This window comes from Bacillus sp. FSL W8-0770, assembly GCF_038008705.1.
GTDB classification, from domain to species: domain Bacteria; phylum Bacillota; class Bacilli; order Bacillales; family Bacillaceae_G; genus Bacillus_A; species Bacillus_A cereus.
This window is the reverse complement of the sequence record NZ_JBBOZR010000001.1, coordinates 1,338,569-1,354,257: the sequence shown is the minus strand read 5'-3', so window position 1 is coordinate 1,354,257 and position 15,689 is coordinate 1,338,569. Positions and strand designations below refer to the sequence as shown.

The window sequence follows — 15,689 nt, the reverse complement described above, 5'->3', positions numbered from 1 at the left end:
AGTTGCTTCCTCTTTGTATTTGCACTTAATTTTCAAACCATCCTTCTATGAAATCTTTCACAAATTGGTAATTTCTTTCGTATGAGGAATAAATTTATGGTATGATAAAATAAGTAAACTTTCATACACTAATTAAGAATTTATTACAGAAAGCAAGGGATCAGATTTTGTATAGAGCAGCTATTCCAAACTTATTTACGCTCGGAAATTTATATAGCGGATTTTTATCAATCGGCTATGCATCTTTAGGATATTATAAATCAGCTGCTATTTTAGTACTTATCGGGATGATGTTAGATAGTCTTGATGGTCGTGTTGCTCGTTTATTACGTGTTGATTCACAAATGGGAAAAGAGCTCGACTCGCTTGCAGATGTCGTAACATTTGGTGCAGCACCAGCTGTTTTAATGTATTACACATCTTTCTCAAACTACGGAATCATCGGATTATACATAGCGGGATTATTCCCTCTTTTCGGAGCATATCGTTTAGCACGATTTAATGTAACACCATCTTCTACTTCAATGAAATATTTCACTGGAGTACCGATTACAGCAGCGGGAGGGCTTGTTGCTTTCTTAACGTTATTTTCACATACCATTCCAAAAATCGTTCTTATTACTGTATTTGTAACGTTCGCATTTTTAATGGTGAGCCGCATTCGTATCCCAAGTTTAAAAGATGTACCAATTCCACGATATAGCATCATTATTACACTATTTTTAGTTGGAATCATTATTACAATGTATCAAACAGGATTTGGCAACTTTTCTGTTTTCTTATTCATTGCCATTCCACTATATATTTTGTACATGTTATCTCAATTCATTAGACAAAGACCGTCTAAAAAAACAAATAAAGAAAAATAAGAAAACCTTCCGAGTCCGGAAGGTTTCTTTTTATTTTGTGACTAATACCTTTTCATTTACAGGTGTTACTGGCTCTTCGCCGTTTAATACAGCTAAAATATTTCTAACAGCCATTTCAGCCATCGCATCACGAGTTTCAAATGTTGCATTTCCTACGTGTGGAGCAAGTACTACATTCTTTAATTCTTTTAGCTCTTCTGTAATTTTCGGTTCAAATTCAAACACGTCAAGAGCTGCTCCTTCAATTTCATTCGTTTTTAATGCATGAGCAAGTGCTGCTTCATTCATAATTGGCCCACGTGAAGCATTTACAATATACGCTGTTTTCTTCATCATTTTAAACTGCTCTTCATCAATCATATGATGTAATTTTGGATTATAAGCACAGTTAATTGTAATAAAGTCTGCTGTTTGTAATAATTCTTCCAACATCACATACGTTGCCCCCAGCTCACTTTCAGCTTCAAGCTTACGATTTGGCCCTGTATATAAAACATCCATTCCAAATGCTTTCGCACGTTTTGCAACAGCCTTCCCGATTTCTCCAAGACCTATAATTCCGATTGTCTTACCATGAACTTCTCGTCCTAAGAAAAATAACGGTGCCCATCCGTTAAATCCAGTCGTACGACATAACGTATCCCCTTCAGGAATTCTACGCGCCGCTGCTAAAAGAAGTGCAAATGTTAATTCTGCAGTCGCTTCCGTTGATACTTTCGGTGTATTCGTAACTGCAATTCCTTTTTCGCCCGCATACGTGTAATCAATATTGTCGTAACCAGCACCATAGTTTGCAACAATCTTTAAATGAGGGGCTGCATCAATAACTTCTTTTGGCACCTTTGTCGAAAGTAAACTTAACAATGCATCTTTATCTTTTACACGCTCTGTTAATTCATCTATAGAAATTAACTCCTCTTTATCGTACATTTCTACATCATGATCTTTTAATAGTTCTAATCCAATTTCCGGAATTTTTCCCGCTACTAATATTTTTGCCACTACTAACACCTCTTCTATAGAAAATAAGATATCTCTTATATTTCATTGTAAGAAATCCACATATAAAAACCAAGGAATTTGATTATAGTTTTAAAAATCGACACTTTTCCATGAAAAAAGAGGAGATGCAACTCTCCCCTTTTCTTACGCTTTTTCCTGCGATTCTTTTCCAAGCTTCACATCAATCGTTCCTTCTGCAACCGTATCGCTAATTTGCTCCTCAATAACCGATTGAGATTCAGCATTCGTTTCAGAAGTATAAGCTTGTTGCTGTGCACCTTGTACATTTTGTTTATTTTGTTGTTTCGCCATTTCTTACCCTCCTTTTCATTCTTTCTTATTTTGAACAAAAAGGACGGTTTTCATCAAAAAATTGCGTTTCATTTTGAATTTGTTACTTCTTCTTCAAGCGACCTCATTACTCTTGCTCGCTTCGTAAATGTTGCAACCTGATTAACACCGTGAGCTAGTAATGTTTGTACATTTTCTTGTACATAATTCCCTAAATCATTTGGATAATGGGCATCCGAAGAAATCGTAATTGGAACACCATACTTAGCTAATACTTGTAAATATAGTGGACTTGGGCACATTTCACGAACAGGATAACGATAGTATAATCCTGCATTTATTTCTGTTGCCGTATTCGTTTCTACTAACGCACAGGCAATTTCCTCATAATAAGAAAGCTGTTCATTCTCATCCAATCGATAATTAAATACCTTTATATTATCAAGATGAGCGATAATATCAAATAACTCGGTACGAATCGCACTCTCAACTGTTTTAAAAAACATATCATATAATGCGCGTAGGTCATGCTTCTCAAAATATTCTTTCGTATCTGGATTATCAAATCCCCAGCCATTTAGAAAATGAACGGAACCAATTATATAATCAAAGTCTCCTAGCGCTAATAATTCTTTTAACTCTCCTTCACAACCAATAAAATAATCCGCTTCAATTCCAAGTTTAAGTGTGACACCTCTTTTACTCCATCGTTCTTTCGCCTCTTCAATGACCTTTGTAAAATCATACAGTGAAACTACCCTTACTTGATCTAACCATTCCTTCTGTATACGACCGAGCTTAGAATCACTAATATCTACATATTTTTCATAATATCCTTTCGCTTCATGAAAACGATATAAATGATCAACAATCCCAACTTCTGTTATACCTTTTCGCACAGCTTCTTCTAAATAGAGGTCCATCCATTCTGTTGTAAATGGCCCTTCCTTCACACGCTTTTGCAAACGCTCTTGTGTTTTCATAAGCCAATCAATAGAATGCCTTTCTTGAAGCGGTTCATAACGTTCCAGCGCTTCATTTATTTTAGCAAGCCATCCTATTGAATACGGTCCTTCTTCTAAGTGAAGATGATAATCTACTTTCATATACATTCCCCCTTATAATGTATCTATTTCCCTTCTATCCCCAACTCTCGAAAGCTTTCCATTTCGTTCTTTCACCTCCCGCATGACATCTTCCAATGTAATATTTTTTTCAGCTAATAAAACGAAACAATGATAAAATACATCAACCATTTCTTTCACTACTTCTTCTTTATCATTATTTTTACATGCGATAATTACTTCAGCACACTCTTCACCAATTTTCTTTAAAATTTTATCTTCTCCTTTTGAAAATAAATAATTTGTATACGATTCAGGAAGTGGGCTTTCCTTTCGTTCTTCAATTGTTTGATACAGCAACTTAAAGGCATTTTCCATATGTATCCCCCTATATAATTTGATAGTGAAAACATGTCTTCTCTCCCGTATGACAAGCAGGTCCTACTTGTTTCACATTCACAACAATTGAATCTTGATCACAATCTAAATATAAAGATTGCACATATTGAAGATTCCCTGATGTTTCCCCCTTATTCCATAACGACTGCCTCGAACGAGAATAAAACCATGTTCTTTTCGTCTCTAACGTTTTTTCATATGCTTCTTCATTCATATAAGCTAGCATTAAAACTTCTTTCGTACCTTCTTCGATGACAATTGCTGGTATTAATCCTTTTGAAAAATTAGGTTTCATAACCGCACCTCAACATTTGCATCTCTTAATTTTCGCTTTACACTCTGCACTGTCGCCTCACCATAATGAAAGATGGATGCCGCTAACGCTGCATCAACTGTTGTCTTTTGAAAAACTTCTATAATGTGATCCGTATGACCACAGCCCCCTGATGCGATGACTGGAATGGAAACACTTTTTGAAATTTCTTCTGTTAAACGAAGGTCATATCCGCTTTTCGTTCCATCTGCATCCATACTCGTTAACAAAATTTCACCTGCCCCAAGTTTAACAACACGCTTCGCCCATTCTATGGCATCCATTCCTGTGTCAACTCTTCCGCCGTTGACGTATACGTTCCATTTACCTTCTGCTACTTTTCTAGCATCAATTGCCACGACAATACATTGTGATCCAAAGTGTTCTGCCCCTTCTTCTATAAGCTTCGGGTTTCGCACTGCCGCTGAGTTTATTGAAACTTTGTCTGCTCCAGCTCTTAGTAAATTGTACATATCTTTCACACTTGAAATCCCCCCGCCAACCGTAAGAGGAATAAATACTTTAGCTGCTGTTTTTTCTACAACATCTATAATCGTTTTTCTTCCTTCATGAGTCGCTGTAATATCTAAAAATACGATTTCATCTGCCCCTGCCTCGTTATATGCTTCAGCTATTTCAACCGGATTACCGACATCTTGTAATCCTATAAAATTTACACCCTTTACGACTCGCCCTTCTTTCACATCTAGACATGGAATGATTCGTTTCGCTAACATAACTTCGTTACCTGTAACACTTCTTCTAAATCAATCGTTTTCTCGTAAAGCGCCTTTCCAATTATGACACCATATATATTCATATCATTTAACTTTTTCACATCTTGAATAGATGCCACTCCTCCAGAGGCGATGAGACGAATGCCCACACTTTTTTGAAGTATCGCTAATTGTTCAAAATTTGGACCTGCAAGCGTCCCGTCTTTCGAAATGTCTGTAAACACAATCGTTTGAACACCTAAACTTTCCATTTGTTTCGCTAAACTAACGTAAGAAATTTCAGACAGATCAAGCCAACCTCTCGTTGCTACGAAACCATTTTTCGCATCAATTCCAACAATGATTTTCTCTTTATATAGACGAACTGCTTCCTCTAAAAATGACTTATCATAAAGAGCTGCTGTTCCTAAAATCACTTTTTCTACACCTGCTGACAATAACTTCTCCACCGTTACAAGTGAACGAATTCCTCCTCCCACTTGCACAGGAATACGTACCGCCTTGCAGATTTTTTCAATGACGGGCAAATTTAACGACTCGCCAGCAATTGCACCGTCTAAATCAACAATGTGTAGTATTTCCGCTCCAAGCTTTTCAAATATGATCGCCTGCGCTACCGGATCTTCATTCATCACCGTTTCTTTACTAAACTCTCCTTGATAAAGTCTAACGCATCGCCCTTCTTTTAAATCGATAGCTGGGAAGATTTCCATGCTTCTACCACTCCTTGAAAATTTTTTAATATTTGCATGCCAATTTCGCCACTTTTTTCTGGATGAAACTGTGCACCAAATACATTTCCTTTCGCGACAAACCCTGGTATTTGCATTCCATAATCACTTACTCCGCATACAATTTCATCTGGACAATCCGCGTAATATGAGTGAACATAATACACGAAAGAACCATCCACTAATCCATTCCAAAGCGGAAATTCTCTTTCCTTCCTTAATTCATTCCATCCCATATGAGGAATTTTATACGAAACTTTTAACTTCCGAATTTCACCTGGTAGTAAACCTAACCCGCTACAATCTTTTAGTTCCTCACTTCGTTCAAATAAAAGTTGCATGCCCAAACATATACCGAGGAGTGGTTTTCCTATGTCACAAACTTCTTTTAGTACACACACTAAATCTCTTTCTTTTAATACTTCCATCGCTTTCGGAAATGCACCTACTCCCGGTAGAATCACGCCATCGCTTCTCAATATCTCTTCTTTATCACTCGTTACAATGTACTCTGCACCAATATATTTTAATGCTTGCTCTACACTGCGAATATTCCCCATTCCATAATCTATAATGGCAATCAATTACAACATCCCTTTCGTTGAATTTACACCAGTAATGTTGGCATTTTTTTCGACCGCTTCTCTAAGCGCTCTACCAAAAGCTTTAAATAATGCTTCAATTTTGTGATGTGTATTACTTCCGTATAGAACGCGCGCATGTAATGTAATATTGGCAGCATGTGCAACTGCTCTAAAAAATTCTTCCGTCAATTCTGTATCAAAATCCCCGAGCTTCGGATTTGTTAATTCCCCTTGAAATACACAATATGAGCGTCCACTTATATCAATTGCAACAAATCCTAAAGATTCATCCATCGGTACATACGCGGAACCGTAACGATTAATTCCTTCTTTATTTTGCAATGCTTCTTTCAAGCAATTTCCGAGTACAATTCCAACATCTTCAACGGTGTGATGTGCATCGACAAATACATCACCTTCTGCCTCAACTTGCAATCCAAATCTTCCATGTCTAGCAAATAAAGTCAGCATATGATCGAAAAAACCAACCCCCGTTTGAATAGATACACTCGTACTTTCATCAAGCTGCAAACTTAATTTAATTTTTGTTTCTGTCGTCTCACGTGCTTGACTGGACTGACGCATTATTTTTCCTCCTCAAACCTTATTTGGATTGCTCTCGCATGTGCATGTAACCCTTCTTTATTTGCAAGCTCTACAATATGATGCTGTACATTTTTTAATGCTTCCTCTGTATAAGAAATAAAACTTGATTTTTTCACGAAATCATCGACTGATAACGGAGAAAAAAATCTTGCCGTTCCGCTCGTTGGTAATACATGATTCGGTCCCGCCAAATAATCCCCGAGCGGTTCAGGTGCATATGGCCCAAGGAAAATAGAGCCTGCATGTTTCACATAATCTAGAGCATTCATCGGTTCTTTTATATGTAACTCTAAATGTTCTGGAGCAATTTCATTTGATAACTTTAGTGCCTCCTCTAAAGAAGCAACGATAAAGATGGCTCCATTTCTATTTATTGATTCACGTGCAATTTCACTTCTTGGTAACGTTTCTAACTGTCTTTCTACCTCTTTTTCTACTTCTTTAGCTAGTTCCATATTCGTTGTAATACAAATCGCCGTTGCTCTCTCATCATGCTCTGCTTGCGATAATAAATCCGCTGCGATATATTTTGCATTACCTGTTTCATCCGCGACAACTACAATTTCTGATGGACCAGCAATCATATCGATATTTACTATCCCGTATACTTCTCGTTTCGCTAGAGCGACGTACAAATTTCCCGGTCCAACTATTTTATCCACTTTCGGAATCGATTCCGTCCCGTATGCTAAAGCAGCAATTGCTTGTGCGCCACCTATCGTATAAATTTCATCTACTCCCGCAAGATTTGCAGCAGCTAATATATGAGGATCAATTCCCCCTTTCCTCGGCGGTGTTACCATTACAATTTTTTTCACACCTGCAAGTTTCGCCGGCAATACATTCATTAATACTGAAGAAGGATATGAAGCTGTCCCACCTGGTACATATACACCTACATTTTCTAATGGCCGAATAAGCTGCCCTCTAATTATGCCTTTACTTTCACAATCGAAGATTGAATACTTCTTTTGTTTTTCGTGATACGAAACAATGTTTTTCTTCGCCTCTTTTAAAGCTTCTAAAAATGAATTCTCTACAAACATACTCGCTTGCTGTATTTCTTCTTCACTTACACGAAAATCTTTCATCTCTACACCATCAAACTTTTTTGTATAGAAAGATAAAGCCTCATCATTTCCTTCCCTTACATGTCTAATGATTTCTCTTACACTTCTTTGAACAGTTTCTTCTATTATATTAGCGTTTTCTCTTAGCACTTTTATTTTAGATAATGCCTCCTTAAAGTCTTCATAAATGATTTCCATTTTAAATCCTCCTATTTCCCTGATAAGATTTCTTGCTCCATCATATTTACAATACTGAATATTTCGTCTTTTTTAGTTTTTAAAGCTGCCTTATTCACAATCATCCGAGCCGATATAGAGTGCATTTCCTCAAATACAATGAGTCCATTCTCTTGTAATGTTTTTCCTGTTTCAACAATATCTACAATTGCATCCGCCAATCCAAGAAGAGGAGCGATTTCTACAGAACCTTCTATTTTAATAATTTCTACATCCTCTCCCTTATCATGAAAATAAGTAGAAGTAATATGCGGGTATTTCGTAGCAATTCTTTTCTTCCGGTAACTCTTCGGATTATACGTAGGAATAGATGCCACACAAAACTTACAAATCCCCACTCCTAAATCCAGCATTTCATAAATATCTTTCTCGTTTTCCATTAAAATATCTTTTCCAACGATGCCAATATCAGCTACCCCATGTTCTACATAAGTAGCAACATCAATCGCTTTTACTAAAATAAATGAAATATTTGTATTTTTACTTTGAAATACAAGCTTCCGACCTTTATTTTTGAGCTCGGAACAATCAATTCCAATCTGCTCAAAAAGTGGAATGACATGTTTTTCTAACCTTCCTTTCGTTAACGCAATTTGAATGTTACGCATGAAGCCTCTCCTTCTTTCTGGACTACCCATTTCTCATTCCATACATATTCCACTAAGTATTCATTCTTTGCCTCAACGACCGTTCTTATTTTATTTTTTCTTGCGAATTGAAAGGTATCGCTTAAATTAGAGAATAGAGATAACCAAGCATTTTTTCCATCCTTTCGAATTAAATTTCGTAGCCTTTCTGCTTCCGCTATTCTATTTAACTCATAATGAATCACAATCTCAATTTGATTTCGTTCATATGGTTCTTGTTGCTCTTGCAGCGCCTTCACAATTTGATTTACTTGTACCGCGAGTCCAACAGCTGGCAGCATTTCTCCAAAATTGCCAATTAGCTCATCGTATCTTCCGCCACTAACGATTTCTTCTCCAATTTCATATATATATCCTTTGAAAATAACACCCGTATAGTAATCTAAGTGTTGAATCATGCCCAAATCAATTGATATGTAAGAACCATATCCTAACGTTTCAATTGTTTCATACATTTCTTTTATTCTTGCAATTGCCATTTTCATTTCATTACTTGAAGCAAGCTTTTCTGCCTCCTCAATAACTTCTAAATTTCCAAATAGCCTTGGTAATTTCTCAAGTAATCTTACTGTCTCATCGCATCGATCTAATTTCTTTTCTCCGATAAAATTTGAGAGGGCTGCATAATTTTTACTTTCTATATACGTTCTAAGTACCCTTTCTTCTTCATCATGGATGGAGAGTTTTTTTACAATACATTTATATAACTGTACTTGCCCAATCTCAATTGTAAAAGATTGCACCTTCAACTTTTGAAGTGCTTGAATGACACTTATTACACATTCAATTTCAGCTCTTACATTATCAATCCCGATAACTTCAATACCACTTTGTACGATTTCATTATATTTTCCAGAATGGGATTCATTCGCTCGAAATACATTCCCGCTATACGTCACTTTAAGTGGCGTATCCCATCTCTGTGTTCCAATAACTCTCGCTAAAGGAATTGTCATATCTGGACGTAAAACGATAATCCTTCCCTTTTCATCAAAAAATTTATACATCTTCTCTTCATCTATCGGTCTATTTTGAAATGCAAAAACGTCATAAAATTCAATTGTAGGTGTTCTTATTTCTTCATAACCTCTCTCTAAAAAAGTAAGCCTTAATTTTTGTTCTACTTCTTCAATTAACGTACATTCTTCGAATAAATAATCTCTCGTTCCATTTGGATTTGCCCGTTTCCATTTTGTCATCTAAATTTTCACACCTTTCCCCTTCTAATGTATGCCTATTTCATTCCCCTAAGCCGAAAATAAAAAGAGCCTTGTAGACAAAATACCTACAAGGCTCTTCAGTAGAGTGTAGGTACAACGGGAATACCCCTTGTACCTACACGTTTTCACGCTAGGTTCAAGGGTTTCATGTATGATGATGTAGTTGTGTAAGCATTGTAATAGATTGCACGATATTCATAATACTTACTCCCTTTCTCCTCTGATTTTCACATAGTATATAACAGTTAATTTTGAATGTAAATACATTTTTAATATTCCGTCATTTTTTTAATGTAAAGCCACTTTTCTTTCATACTCTTTTATTTCTTGTTCATATTGCATTGTAATACTAATTTCATCTAAACCATTTAATAACTTCTCTTTCCACATTTTCTCGATTGTAAAATGGAATCTATGCGTATTCGTTGTCATTATTTCATTTTCTAAATCAACTGTGATTTGTTCTCTCGCATCTGTTTTAGCAAGTTGTTCACGCATATCTTTATCCATTACAATCGGTAACATGCCATTTTTCATACAATTCATATAAAAGATATCGGCAAATCCTCCAGCGATAATAACGCGGAAACCATAATCAGCAAGTGCCCATGGAGCATGTTCTCTTGACGAGCCACATCCAAAATTATCGCCTGTGATTAATATACTGGCTCCTTTTCTTTCTTTTGCATTAAGCGGGAAATTAGGGTTTTCTTGGCGATTATTATCATATCGCCACTCATCAAATAAAAACTTCCCAAACCCAGTTCTTTCAATTCTCTTTAAATATTGCTTCGGAATAATTTGATCTGTATCAATGTTATCATTCATCAGTACTGCGGCAGTACCTTTATGAATACGAAATGGCTCCATCATAACTCTCCTTTCTAATATCAACAAAATGACCATATAACGCAGCCGCTGCCGCCATTGCCGGGCTAACTAAATGCGTTCGTGCTCCCTTTCCTTGTCTTCCTTCAAAATTGCGATTTGACGTAGAGGCACAATGTTCCCCTTCAGGCACTTGATCTGGATTCATACCTAGACACATTGAGCATCCGGGCTCTCTCCATTCAAATCCAGCTTCTTCAAATATGCGATGTAATCCTTTATGCATCGCTGCTTCTCTTACCCTTTGAGATCCAGGTACAACAAGTGCTCGCACACCTTCTTTTACTTTTTTACCTTTCACGACAGATGCAGCAATTTCTAAGTCAGAAAGCCTGGAATTTGTACAAGATCCAATGAAAACATGTTGAACTGGAATGTCATACGTACTTTGTCCGGGACTCAATCCCATATAAGAAAACGCTCTTTCGTCATTTGCATCATGCTTTTCTGGCAATTTCTCATCGATCCGAACACCCATACTAGGATTTGTTCCCCACGTAACGTACGGTGCTAAATCCGTAACATCTACTAGAATATGTAAATCATAAACTGCATCTAAATCTGTATAAAGTTCTGAACATTTTTTCTTAATAGATTCATAGTCTTTCGGTGCATATTTACGCCCTTTTACGTAAGCAACCGTTTTTTCATCTGGTGCAATAATGCCAGCCTTTGCTCCCCCTTCAATTGCCATATTGCAAAGCGTCATCCTCTCTTCCATATCCATAGCATGAATGGCCTCTCCGTAAAATTCCATTACGTAACCTGTTCCAACTGCTACTCCGTACTTTGAAAGAAGGTGTAAAATAATATCTTTCGCATAAACACCTTGCGGTAACTTTCCTTTTAACTCAATGCCCATTGCTTTCGGCTTTCGTTGCCATAACGTTTGCGTCGCCAATACATGTTCCACTTCACTCGTACCAATACCAAACGCTAGTGCGCCAAAAGCACCGTGTGTTGCTGTATGACTATCACCACAAACAATCGTTTTTCCTGGCTGTGTGAGTCCAAGTTCTGGTCCTATTACATGAACGATCCCTTGCTCTTCATCTCCGATATCCGCTAATGGCACCTGAAATTGTTTACAGTTTTCCCGAAGTGTATCTAGTTGCTGCTTCGCAATGCGGTCGGTAATATTCCAAACATCTTTCGTTGGAATATTATGATCCATCGTTGCAAATGTTAAATCTGGTCTGCGGACTGTTCGATTTGTAAGCCGCAAGCCTTCAAAGGCTTGCGGTGACGTTACTTCATGAACAAGATGTAGATCGATATATAATAAATCCAATCCATTTTCATTAGTCGCAACTACATGTCTTTCCCAAAGCTTATCTAGTAACCTTTTCCCCATTATCTTCCTCTCCCTACTAACGCTTGCTCTTCCATTTCTTGAATAACTGCCTTTGTAAATGAAGTTGTCGTTTCAGTCCCCCCGATATCTGCTGTACATTTTCCTGATTTAAGGACTGCAGAAACTGCTTCTTCAATTGCATATCCTTCTCTCGTTAATCCGAACGATTGCCCAAGCATCATTGCAACAGAACGCATCATCGCAATTGGATTCGCCTTATTTTTCCCCGCAATATCCGGTGCTGATCCGTGAATAGGCTCGTATAATGAAGGCCCCTTTTCAGCGTGACTTGCTGATGGAAGCATTCCTAATGATCCAGCTAATACTGAAGCCTCATCACTTAAAATATCACCAAATAAATTTTCCGTTACAATAACGTCAAATCTTCCTGGATTCCGAATTAATTCCATAGCTGCTGCATCTACTAAAATGTGTTCTACTTCCACATTTGGGTAGCGAAGTGCTACTTCTTCTGTCACAGTTCTCCATAATTTACTAGACTCTAAAACATTCGCTTTATCAATAGATGTTACTTTTTTCTTCCGCTTATTCGCTAATTGAAAAGCATACGAAACGATACGTTCAATTTCATGGCGATGATACGTAAGTGTATCTGTCGCCACTTCTTCCGTTCGCTCTTTCGGATAAGAAAAATAAATTCCGCCTGTTAATTCACGAACGACAACGAAATCAATTTCATCAGCGTTTTTTAATGGTGATAAATGTGCAGTTGCACTTTCTACCGTTACAGGGCGAACATTCGCAAATACACCGAGTCCTTTTCTTAATGCTAATAATCCTTTCTCAGGCCTTTCTTTCGCACTATCCCACCTTGGTCCACCTACTGCTCCAAGTAAAACCGCATCACTCGCTAAACAGGCGGCAAGTGTTCGCTGTGGTAATGGTTGCCCAGTTAAATCGATAGCAACACCACCAAAGTACTCATCTTGCAAATGAAAATGATGTCCATATAGCCTTTCTACCATATGCAATACTTCCTTCGCACTTTCCATTACTTCTGGACCAACACCATCACCAGCTAAACAAACGATACGTTTTTCCATTTTTAACACTCCTTTTAACTGAATTTTTAGAACTTTAATTTGATAGGTGAGGAAAGCTTCTCTCACCTATCAAATATTTATTTCACAAGCGCTATAAGAGATTTTAATTTCCCTGCTGCATGGACATAAGCTCTCGCCGACGCTTCCAATACGTCTTGCGCAACTCCGAAACCTGATATTTGGTGACTACCTTCTTTTAATTCAACATGAACGTGAGCAAGTGCATCTTGACCTTGTGTAATAGATTGTATGCGATAATCTGCCAATTCACATTCTAATCCTAAAATTCTTTGAATCGCATTGTATATCGCTTCAATACTACCAGAACCAGTGGCTGCATCTTCATATACATTTCCTTCCTCATCCTTCAGCACAACTGTTGCGCATTGTGTACTATTTGATACGAAATGCACTTGTAATTGCGTAATGTTATATTGCTGAGCTGCAAATGCTGCTTCACCAAGCATAAGTGCGCGTAAATCTTCTTCAGTAATTTCCTTTTTACGATCAGCCAATTTTTTAAATGCTTCGAATGCCGCATCTCGCTCTTCATTTGTAAATTCATAACCAAGCTCTTTCATTTTTTCCGTAAACGCATGACGGCCAGAATGTTTCCCAAGTACAAAGAGATTTTGAGATTCTCCTATAAGCGCTGGTTCGATAATTTCATAAGTTGTTACTTCTTTTAAAACCCCGTCTTGGTGAATGCCCGATTCATGAGCAAATGCATTCGCTCCAACGATTGCTTTATTTTTCGGTACAACCATACCCGTTAACCTGCTTACTAATATACTCGTCGCCTTAATTTCTTTTAAAGTCATTGAAGGCTCTGCTTTATAAAAATCTTTTCTAATATGAAGAGCTACCGCAACTTCTTCTAACGCTGCATTCCCTGCTCTTTCTCCAATGCCATTAATCGTTCCTTCTACTTGCAATGCTCCTCCTTCAACCGCAGCTAACGAATTTGCTACTGCCATACCAAGATCATCGTGACAATGACAAGAAAAAATCGCTTTTTCATATGATGGAACGGATTCTTGTAAGTATTTAAAAAGAGAATAATACTCTTCCGGATTCGTATATCCAACTGTATCTGGAATATTAATTACATTCGCTCCTGCACGAATCGCAACTTCTACTGCTTCAGCTAAAAAATCTCTTGTTGTTCTTGTCGCATCTTCTGCAGAAAATTGTACTGTCGGAAATAATGATTTTCCAAGCGTAACCGAGCGATGAATACTATCTAACACATCTTCTTTAGACATACAAAGTTTATATTTCATATGAATATCACTCGTAGCTAAAAATACGTGTAGACGGGGAGATACAGCTCCTTTCACTGCTTCATATGCTCTTCGAATATCACTTTCTTTCGCTCTAGCTAAACTCATAACTGTAGCATTTTGAATCGTATTCGCAATGCGTTTTACCGATTGAAAGTCACCTTCGGAAGCTGCCGCGAATCCAGCTTCCATTACATGAATACCAAGCCTCTCTAATTGCCTAGCAATTTGTAATTTCTCTTGTTCATTTAAATTTACTCCTGGTGATTGTTCGCCATCACGAAGCGTTGTATCCATGAACAAAACCTGCTTCATATTATTTAACCCCTACCTTTACTCGCGGCTGTACGAAAGGCATCATTTCACGTAATTTACGTCCAACTACTTCGATTTCATGTTTATTCTCTTTCTCATTTGTCGCATGGAAATTTGGTCTTCCTGCTTTATGCTCTGCAATCCAGCCTCTTGCAAATGTACCATCTTGAATTTCTGCTAATACTGCCCCCATCGCTTTCTTCGTATCTTCAGTAACAACGCGTGGTCCTGATACGAAGTCTCCCCACTGCGCTGTATCTGAAACTGAATATCTCATATTTTCAAGTCCACCTTCGTACATAAGGTCAACGATTAGCTTCAGTTCATGTAAACATTCAAAATATGCAAGTTCAGGCTGATATCCTGCATCAACTAACGTTTCAAACCCCGCTTTTACAAGTGCAGTCACTCCGCCGCAGAGTACAGCTTGCTCTCCAAATAAATCTGTTTCTGTTTCTTCTTTAAACGTCGTTTCTAGTACACCAGCTCTCGTTGCTCCAATTCCGTCAGCATAAGAAAGTGCTTTTTCAGTCGCAACTCCTGTTGCATCTTGATATACTGCAAATAATGCAGGAACAGCCCCGCCCTCGGCGAACGTACGGCGTACGAGATGCCCCGGTCCTTTTGGCGCTACTAGAAATACATCTACATTAGCTGGTGGTTTTACTTGATCAAAGTGAACATTAAATCCATGTGCGAACACGAGGGAGTTTCCAGCCTGTAAATTTGGTGCAATTTCAGCTTCATATACTTCTGGTTGTAATTCATCAGGCAGTAGAATCATTACTACATCAGCTTTTTCCGCTGCTTCTGCTACTGTATATACAGAAAATCCATCTTCATTCGCTTTATTCCAAGACTTACCTTTTCTTAAACCTACTACTACATCAAATCCGTTATCACGTAAATTTTGCGCATGTGCATGACCTTGCGAGCCATATCCGATGATTGCTACTTTCTTTTCCTTTAATACATTTACTGTTACATCTTTCTCATAATAAACTTTTGCCATTTT

At 37.5% G+C, this 15,689-nt stretch carries 18 protein-coding genes; 1 reads left to right on the top strand and 17 read right to left on the bottom strand.

Features of this window, described 5'->3' with window-relative positions; genetic code table 11:
* Positions 1-167 precede the first annotated feature (167 nt).
* Positions 168-869 (top strand): CDP-diacylglycerol--serine O-phosphatidyltransferase, encoded by a 702-nt coding sequence (gene pssA / locus NST27_RS07120; RefSeq protein ID WP_000285418.1) that lies wholly within the window; start codon positions 168-170, stop codon positions 867-869.
* Positions 870-899: 30 nt separating this feature from the next.
* Here pssA and NST27_RS07115 read toward each other — a convergent pair whose 3' ends face one another.
* The 17 genes from NST27_RS07115 to ilvC all read right to left on the bottom strand — a co-directional run bounded on the left by NST27_RS07115 (position 900) and on the right by ilvC (position 15,686).
* Positions 900-1,871 carry an NAD(P)-dependent oxidoreductase gene (locus NST27_RS07115; protein ID WP_001062834.1) on the bottom strand — a complete coding sequence of 324 codons (972 nt, stop codon included), beginning with the start codon at positions 1,869-1,871 and terminating at the stop codon, positions 900-902.
* A gap of 144 nt (positions 1,872-2,015) precedes the next feature.
* Positions 2,016-2,183 (bottom strand): YozQ family protein, encoded by a 168-nt coding sequence (locus NST27_RS07110; protein WP_001118880.1) that lies wholly within the window; start codon positions 2,181-2,183, stop codon positions 2,016-2,018.
* A 68-nt stretch (positions 2,184-2,251) separates the two neighbouring features.
* Positions 2,252-3,268: a histidinol phosphate phosphatase domain-containing protein gene (locus tag NST27_RS07105; protein WP_000861845.1), complete on the bottom strand. Its 1,017-nt coding sequence runs from the start codon at positions 3,266-3,268 to the stop codon at positions 2,252-2,254.
* Between the two features lie 12 nt (positions 3,269-3,280).
* Positions 3,281-3,604: a phosphoribosyl-ATP diphosphatase gene (gene hisE, locus NST27_RS07100; protein ID WP_000426360.1), complete on the bottom strand. Its 324-nt coding sequence runs from the start codon at positions 3,602-3,604 to the stop codon at positions 3,281-3,283.
* 10 nt (positions 3,605-3,614) lie between these two features.
* The gene (gene hisI, locus NST27_RS07095; RefSeq protein WP_000803961.1) at positions 3,615-3,920 is read right to left on the bottom strand and encodes a phosphoribosyl-AMP cyclohydrolase; all 306 of its coding nucleotides are present in this window, start codon (positions 3,918-3,920) and stop codon (positions 3,615-3,617) included.
* A complete protein-coding gene (gene hisF / locus NST27_RS07090) occupies positions 3,917-4,675 on the bottom strand; it encodes an imidazoleglycerol phosphate synthase cyclase subunit (protein ID WP_000880117.1) in 759 nt (252 codons plus the stop codon). The genes hisI and hisF overlap by 4 nt, the downstream gene beginning before the upstream one ends.
* A complete protein-coding gene (gene hisA, locus NST27_RS07085; protein WP_000402298.1) occupies positions 4,669-5,388 on the bottom strand; it encodes a 1-(5-phosphoribosyl)-5-[(5-phosphoribosylamino)methylideneamino]imidazole-4-carboxamide isomerase in 720 nt (239 codons plus the stop codon). Before hisA ends, hisF begins: the two co-directional genes overlap by 7 nt.
* Positions 5,361-5,990 (bottom strand): imidazole glycerol phosphate synthase subunit HisH, encoded by a 630-nt coding sequence (hisH, locus tag NST27_RS07080; protein WP_000560356.1) that lies wholly within the window; start codon positions 5,988-5,990, stop codon positions 5,361-5,363. Before hisH ends, hisA begins: the two co-directional genes overlap by 28 nt.
* Positions 5,991-6,575, bottom strand: a complete 585-nt coding sequence (hisB, locus tag NST27_RS07075) for an imidazoleglycerol-phosphate dehydratase HisB (RefSeq protein WP_001249951.1) — start codon at positions 6,573-6,575, stop codon at positions 5,991-5,993.
* On the bottom strand, positions 6,575-7,864 hold the full coding sequence (gene hisD / locus NST27_RS07070; RefSeq protein ID WP_000402912.1) for a histidinol dehydrogenase: 1,290 nt from the start codon (positions 7,862-7,864) through the stop codon (positions 6,575-6,577). The genes hisB and hisD overlap by 1 nt, the downstream gene beginning before the upstream one ends.
* A gap of 11 nt (positions 7,865-7,875) precedes the next feature.
* Positions 7,876-8,511 (bottom strand): ATP phosphoribosyltransferase, encoded by a 636-nt coding sequence (hisG, locus tag NST27_RS07065; RefSeq protein WP_001244484.1) that lies wholly within the window; start codon positions 8,509-8,511, stop codon positions 7,876-7,878.
* Positions 8,487-9,749: an ATP phosphoribosyltransferase regulatory subunit gene (locus NST27_RS07060; RefSeq protein WP_000170291.1), complete on the bottom strand. Its 1,263-nt coding sequence runs from the start codon at positions 9,747-9,749 to the stop codon at positions 8,487-8,489. The genes hisG and NST27_RS07060 overlap by 25 nt, the downstream gene beginning before the upstream one ends.
* Before the next feature lie 309 nt (positions 9,750-10,058).
* Positions 10,059-10,640 carry a 3-isopropylmalate dehydratase small subunit gene (leuD, locus tag NST27_RS07055; protein ID WP_000433179.1) on the bottom strand — a complete coding sequence of 194 codons (582 nt, stop codon included), beginning with the start codon at positions 10,638-10,640 and terminating at the stop codon, positions 10,059-10,061.
* A complete protein-coding gene (gene leuC, locus NST27_RS07050) occupies positions 10,618-12,012 on the bottom strand; it encodes a 3-isopropylmalate dehydratase large subunit (RefSeq protein ID WP_000518100.1) in 1,395 nt (464 codons plus the stop codon). Before leuC ends, leuD begins: the two co-directional genes overlap by 23 nt.
* Positions 12,012-13,076, bottom strand: a complete 1,065-nt coding sequence (gene leuB, locus NST27_RS07045; RefSeq protein ID WP_000415384.1) for a 3-isopropylmalate dehydrogenase — start codon at positions 13,074-13,076, stop codon at positions 12,012-12,014. The genes leuC and leuB overlap by 1 nt, the downstream gene beginning before the upstream one ends.
* 77 nt (positions 13,077-13,153) lie before the next feature.
* Positions 13,154-14,674 carry a 2-isopropylmalate synthase gene (gene leuA, locus NST27_RS07040; protein WP_000815748.1) on the bottom strand — a complete coding sequence of 507 codons (1,521 nt, stop codon included), beginning with the start codon at positions 14,672-14,674 and terminating at the stop codon, positions 13,154-13,156.
* Position 14,675: 1 nt separating this feature from the next.
* The gene (gene ilvC, locus NST27_RS07035) at positions 14,676-15,686 is read right to left on the bottom strand and encodes a ketol-acid reductoisomerase (RefSeq protein WP_001151747.1); all 1,011 of its coding nucleotides are present in this window, start codon (positions 15,684-15,686) and stop codon (positions 14,676-14,678) included.
* Between the last annotated feature and the right edge of the window lie 3 nt (positions 15,687-15,689).

Excerpts from the sequence above, each read along its gene's own strand:
- NST27_RS07110 (WP_001118880.1), bottom strand. The coding sequence starts at position 2,183 with ATGGCGAAACAACAAAATAAACAAAATGTACAAGGTGCACAGCAACAA.
- NST27_RS07105 (WP_000861845.1), bottom strand. The coding sequence starts at position 3,268 with ATGAAAGTAGATTATCATCTTCACTTAGAAGAAGGACCGTATTCAATA.
- hisE (WP_000426360.1), bottom strand. The coding sequence starts at position 3,604 with ATGGAAAATGCCTTTAAGTTGCTGTATCAAACAATTGAAGAACGAAAG.
- hisI (WP_000803961.1), bottom strand. The coding sequence starts at position 3,920 with ATGAAACCTAATTTTTCAAAAGGATTAATACCAGCAATTGTCATCGAA.
- hisF (WP_000880117.1), bottom strand. The coding sequence starts at position 4,675 with ATGTTAGCGAAACGAATCATTCCATGTCTAGATGTGAAAGAAGGGCGA.
- hisA (WP_000402298.1), bottom strand. The coding sequence starts at position 5,388 with ATGGAAATCTTCCCAGCTATCGATTTAAAAGAAGGGCGATGCGTTAGA.
- hisB (WP_001249951.1), bottom strand. The coding sequence starts at position 6,575 with ATGCGTCAGTCCAGTCAAGCACGTGAGACGACAGAAACAAAAATTAAA.
- hisD (WP_000402912.1), bottom strand. The coding sequence starts at position 7,864 with ATGGAAATCATTTATGAAGACTTTAAGGAGGCATTATCTAAAATAAAA.
- hisG (WP_001244484.1), bottom strand. The coding sequence starts at position 8,511 with ATGCGTAACATTCAAATTGCGTTAACGAAAGGAAGGTTAGAAAAACAT.
- NST27_RS07060 (WP_000170291.1), bottom strand. The coding sequence starts at position 9,749 with ATGACAAAATGGAAACGGGCAAATCCAAATGGAACGAGAGATTATTTA.
- leuD (WP_000433179.1), bottom strand. The coding sequence starts at position 10,640 with ATGGAGCCATTTCGTATTCATAAAGGTACTGCCGCAGTACTGATGAAT.
- leuC (WP_000518100.1), bottom strand. The coding sequence starts at position 12,012 with ATGGGGAAAAGGTTACTAGATAAGCTTTGGGAAAGACATGTAGTTGCG.
- leuB (WP_000415384.1), bottom strand. The coding sequence starts at position 13,076 with ATGGAAAAACGTATCGTTTGTTTAGCTGGTGATGGTGTTGGTCCAGAA.
- leuA (WP_000815748.1), bottom strand. The coding sequence starts at position 14,674 with ATGAAGCAGGTTTTGTTCATGGATACAACGCTTCGTGATGGCGAACAA.
- ilvC (WP_001151747.1), bottom strand. The coding sequence starts at position 15,686 with ATGGCAAAAGTTTATTATGAGAAAGATGTAACAGTAAATGTATTAAAG.